This is a genomic window from Streptomyces tricolor (genome assembly GCF_002155905.1).
Taxonomy (GTDB): Bacteria; Actinomycetota; Actinomycetes; order Streptomycetales; family Streptomycetaceae; genus Streptomyces; species Streptomyces tricolor.
Genome location: NZ_MUMF01000412.1, coordinates 1 through 5,399 on the forward strand (window position 1 = coordinate 1; position 5,399 = coordinate 5,399).

1 protein-coding gene is annotated in these 5,399 nt (G+C 71.8%); it reads right to left on the minus strand.

All coding sequences use genetic code 11. The features are described 5' to 3' along the window. A partial coding sequence (gene mobF, locus CCN44_RS27510; RefSeq protein WP_244203975.1) for a MobF family relaxase occupies positions 1–4,804 on the minus strand: 4,804 nt, incomplete at its 3' end. Positions 4,805–5,399 lie beyond the last annotated feature (595 nt).

The window sequence follows — 5,399 nt, forward strand, 5'->3', positions numbered from 1 at the left end:
CGCGCTCCAGCTCCTCGGGCTGTGGCTGCTGCCGCTCGGCCTCCTTCTGCCGCTCGGCCTCCTGCGCCCGCTCCTGAGCGCGCTGCTCCAGGATCTGCTGCGCGATGCGGGCCTGCTCCATCGCCTCCCAAAGCTGTTCCTCGACGGACGGCACGTACGCGGACGGGGCCGGGGCGGCGGGGGCCTCCGGAGTCTCCGGTGCCTCGACCTCGGGCTCCTGCGGTGCGCGGCGCTCCAGCTCGGTCCGGGCGAGGTCGGCTTCGTCCCGCACGGTCTGGGTCTCCTCGACCCACGCCTCGCGGACCTGCTGCACCTCCTGGAACTTCGTCGCCCGGTCGGCCATCGTCTCGGCGATGTCCCGGCTGGTCTGGGCGCGGTCGAGGGTCTCCTTCACCAGGTCACTCGGGTCGACCTCGGCCTGCAGCGTGGGTACCTGCTGCAGCGCCATCGCCTGAGCGAGGGCCTCCTGGTGCTCGTTGTAGCCGGCGGCCTTGTTGTACTTGACCAGGGCCTCGTTGACGCGCTCCTCGTGCTCGGCGGCCTCCTTCTCCGCCTGCTCCTGGGCGCGCAGTTCCATCTGAACGGCCTGGTCCTCGAAGTCGCGCGCCGCGGTGAAGGCCTTCTGCATGTCGTCGGCGACGTACGGCGGCGCCCATTCCTCCTCGCGCTCGGCGCGCTCGATCATCTGCCGCAGCGTCTCGTCGGACGCACGGGCGATGTCGGCCTCCGTCTCGTCCACGCCCAGGGCCCGGCGCGCACGCTCCCAGTCGGCGCGGGCCTCGACCGCACCCTGCGGCGGGGCCTGCCCGATGGCGTTGGTCTCGTGGTCGTAGCCGTGCGCCTCGCGGTACCGCTCGACCCGGCCGGCGCGGCGCTCCCAGTCGGCCCGCTCCGTCGGGTCCTCGGGCACCGGGCCCAGCCGGTCGATGGCCCATGCGGGCTGCTCCTCGGCGACGCGCCGGCCCAGCCGCTCGGTGCGCGCGTCCATCTCGGCTGCCCACTCCTCAAGGAAGCGGCCCAGGTCGCCGTCGAGCTGCGGAGTGCGGGCGCTGTAGGAGTCCATCGCCTCCCAGTGGGCCTCGCGCTCGGCGGCCTGGCGCCGGGCGACCTCCTGATCCTGACCGGCGTGCAGCACCTCGACGTGCTGGAAGGCGTCGTTCTGCCGCATCAGGTCCTCGAAGTGCGGGTGCGCCTCTTCGGTGCCCGGTTCGGGGGCGTCGACCAGCTGCTCGACGTCGGCGTCCGTCATCTCCTCGGCGGCCCGCAGCGCGGCGGCCAGCTCCGCCTCCTGGCGCTCGACGGCCTCGGCGTCCTCGTCGGCCTGCAAGGTCTCCACGCCTGTCTGGGTGGCCAGGGTCCGCTTCATCAGCTCGGCGTGCGGGTCGCTCTGCTGCGCGGCCTCGGCCGCACGCTGCAGCTCCTCCGCATCGACCGGTGCCTGCCCGGCCTCGACGGCGGCCTCGACCTTGCGCTCCTGCTCAGCGAGAGCGGCGCGCTGCTCGGCCCGCTCGGCGCGGATCTGCTCGCGCTCGGCGAAGATGTACGCCTTGTTGAGCCGGTCGTGCAGCACCTTGGCGACGTCGTCGGCGGTCTCCAGTTCGCGGGACTGGGCGGTGCGCACCAGCAGGTCCTCGGCGTCGAAGCTTTGCTCCTCGACGTGCCGGGCCAGCCGCATGAGCGAGCCGAACGCCTCGCTGCTCGCGGCCCGCTCGTAGTCCTCCGCGCCGATCGCCTGCAGCAGGGCGGTGCCGAAGCGCTTCTCGGCGTCCTGCTCCTTCACGCCCGACCACACCGGCTCCAGCACGGCGAGGTTCTCGCGGCGCTCCAGCTCGGCCTCGATCGTCTTCGTCGCGGTCGGCTCCAGCCCGGTCCGCTGCAGGGCGGCGTCCAGCTGCGCGAGGTGGTGGGGGACCTCCTCCTGCTTGATGCCGTCGCCGTCCCGGTGGGTGATGACGTAGCCGTAGTTGGCGCCTTCGCCCCGGGTGAGCATCACGTACAACGCCTCGCGGGTGGTCGACTCGTCGACCAGCGAGTGGCAGACCCCGACCGTGCGGCCCTGGGCGCCGTGGACGGTCGCCGCGTAGGCCAGCTCGACGTGCTCCTTCACGTACGCGGCCGGGAGGTGCATCTGGGAGCCGTCCTCCAGCTTCACCATCAGTGCGCCGTTGTCGCTGATCCCGGTGACCTCGGCCACCGTACGGTTCACCGCGAACTGGCCGTTCTCCGCCGTGATGTGCCGGTTGTTGCGGCGCAACTGGATCAGGTCGCCGACACCGGCCTTGGTCTCGATGCCGTGCTCCTCACGGCCGGTGCGCAGCACCACGCCGTCCTCGGAGACCTTGCCGGCGCGCACCAGGTCGGCCCGCACGCGCGCGGACAGCTCGGCCACCTGGGCGTTGTCCTGGGCGATCAGCAGCGGCTTGCGGCCCGCGAGGTGGTCGGTCAGCCACGCCTGGTAGGCGCGCTCGGTCATCTCCTCGGCGCTGCCGCCGCGGAACCGGCCGTGCAGCTCGTACGCGGCCAGCGCCTCGCTGTCGCCCCGGCGCAGCTTGAGGGAGGCGTCGGCCTCCCACTGACGCACGGTCTTCTCGCCGGTGACCGGGTCGGTGTCGCGGAACCGGCGGACCTCGTCCAGGACGTGCACGCCGGGGGCGTCCTCGACCCACTGGGCGAAGATGCCGCCCGCGCCCACGGCCGTGAGCTGGTGGTGGTCGCCGGCCGGGACGCACTTGGCGCCGGCGGCCTCGATGAGCGCGCGGACCTGGTCCATGTCCGCGTTGTCGGTCATACCGGCTTCGTCGACGATGACCAGGGCGCCTGCCGGGATGCGGTACTTCTCGGCGTTGGCGATCGGGCGGCCCTCGGCGATCGACCGGTTGGCAATCAGCATCATCTCGATGTTGGCGACGTTCTCCACGCCCTCGTCGCGCAGCACCTCGGCGGCCCGCTGGCCGCTGGCCAGACCGATGACCTTGCCCCCGTGCGACTCCCACACCTCGGTCAGGGCCGCGAGCGTGTAACTCTTGCCCGCGCCGGCCGGGCCGACCAGCAGGTCGACCTTGCGGCCGGAGGTGGCGGCGGCCCGCACGAAGTCCGCCTGACGGCCCTTGAGCCCGCGGCGGCTGATGACCTTCTCGACCAGCTCGCTGGGGACGGTCGGGGCGCCGCGCTCGCCGGCGAACTGGGCCAGCCGCTCCTCGGTGCGCAGGGCCTCCTCGGTGGCGTACCGGTCGAAGGTGTCGGGGTTCGGCTCGTACTTGAAGGTGCCGTCGGCCCTCTGCAGCTCCTCGGGGATCTCGACCAGGGCGGGCGCCTTCGTGCGCACCACGCCGTTGTCGGCGGTCGGGGAGAGGGCGTCATCGGCCAGCCGGTCGAGCAGGACCCGGACCTGGTGCCGTCCGAGCCCGCCCAGGGTGTCAGGCAGCTGCCGGTTCAGCTCGACCAGCAGGTCAGGGCGCGTCCAGGTCGGCTTCTGCTCCTGCACGGCGGCGATGGCCCGACGCTGGATGACCTCGGGGTCGAACTCCTTGGCCGGCCGGTGCAGGTCGTGCAGCGCGGACTCGTCGGCGATCCGCTCGGGCACATCGGCCAGCGACTCGCGCAGCCGGGTCTTGCTCGACGCCTCCCAGCGGGCCAGCAGCTGCTCGCGCGTCACCGCGTCGTGCTTCTTGGCCGCGCGCTGCTTGAGGCTGACGTCCTCGCTGATCCGGGCCAGCACGTACGGGGAGGGGGCGGTGCCGTACTTTTCCTCGAACGCCTTGGCGATCTCGGCGACCTCGGCCGTGATGGCGGTCCGCCGGCTGCTGAACGCGTCCCGCAGGTCCTGGTCCACGCCCACGATCTCGCGGGCCTTGCCGTCCGGGCGCATCTGCACCCGCCAGCCCAGCACGCGCTCCAGCTCCTGCTCGGCAACCCGCTCGGCGAGGTGCCCCGCGGCCTGCTTGTTCCGGAACAGGCCCGTACCGTCCAAGGCCCGCCACACTTCGCGCTTGCGGCCGGTGACCGGGTCGGTCTCCACGCACCGGACCTTGTTGAGCACGGCGGCGTGCACGTGCAGCTGCGGGTCGTCCTGCCTGCTCGTGTGCTGCGCGAACGCAGCGACGATGAACCGGTCGGCCTTGACGTACTCGCCGGTGGAACGGCCCTCGACCCTGGCCCCGTGGTGACCCCTGCGGGTGTATCCGGCCTCGTCCTGCATGTACTCCAGACCGGCCTGCACGCCCGTCTTCCACGCATCCCACAGCTGGTCGGCCTGGCGGCTGAACTTCTCGGCGGCGTCCAGGTCGCCGGCCTCGCGCGCCTCGGCGGCCTTGACCTGCAGCGCGGCGTGCGCCACCGACCAGGACTTCGGGGCGCTGAAGGTCAGGTCGTAGTACAGCTTCGCGCTGGGGGCTTCCTTGCGGGTGCTGATCTCGATGGCCTTGACCTGCTCGGGGCTCAGCACCCCGCCCGGGGCGCGGGCCTCGGCCGCGGCGAGGTTCTTCTCCAGCCGCTTCTCGAAAGCCTTCTCGTAGTTGCGTGGGGCGTCCCCGAGGCGGCACTCCTTGCGGATCTGCTTCTCTGCCTCGGCGTACTCCTCGCTGCCCTCCGGGTGCGGGATGGCGGCCAGCCGGGCGTACATCTCGTCCCGCTTCCGGGGGTCGATGAAGTCCGAGTACAGGTCCTCGAAGACGTCGTTGGCGACCTCGCCCGACAGGCCCAGGTCCGCTATGCCGTCGCCGGTCCAGTAGCCGGGCGGCTCCCCCTGCAGCTCGATCGAGCGCAGGTAGTAATGCTCGGCACCGGCGCTGACCGTCTTGGTCAAGTAGCCGGGATCTGAGCCTGCACTGATCGACAACATCGCAACACAGAGTAGGCGATTTTCAAGATCGACAACAGCCATCGGATCGTGATGCATAGGTGTGGGGGTCGTTGTAGTGAGCAGGGGAATTACGGTTGGTAGGTGACCCGGATGATCAAGAGGGGATCACGGGTTCAATGACCTGTTGCGGTAGAGGGTCAGAATGTCCCATTTCAGTCTGCCTCTTGAGGGGCCTTCATGGGGGCGTCGGACGGCGGCGGTTGGGTCCACGGGGTCCCGGCACGCGGCCGGTTTGCACCGAAATACGCCTACCGGCGGAGGGGTGGCCGCGCCCAACTCGCGGCGCGCACTGCGGCGTCCGGGACGACGGGCCGTCGCGGGAAACGGAGGCGACACTGGCCACCCGCCGCGCCCGTGCGCTACGGTCGGCGGCGACGATTTCGACCCCCGCCGGGCCTCCTGGCGGGGGTCGACTGTTACCGGGATGCCTGGGGGAGCGGGCGGGGGCGTCCCCGCCCGGCCGGCGCGCTCGCGGGGCCGGGTCCACCCCGCCGCTGTTCGACGCTGCGTAACCGACTCGCAGGGCCCGTTCCCCACC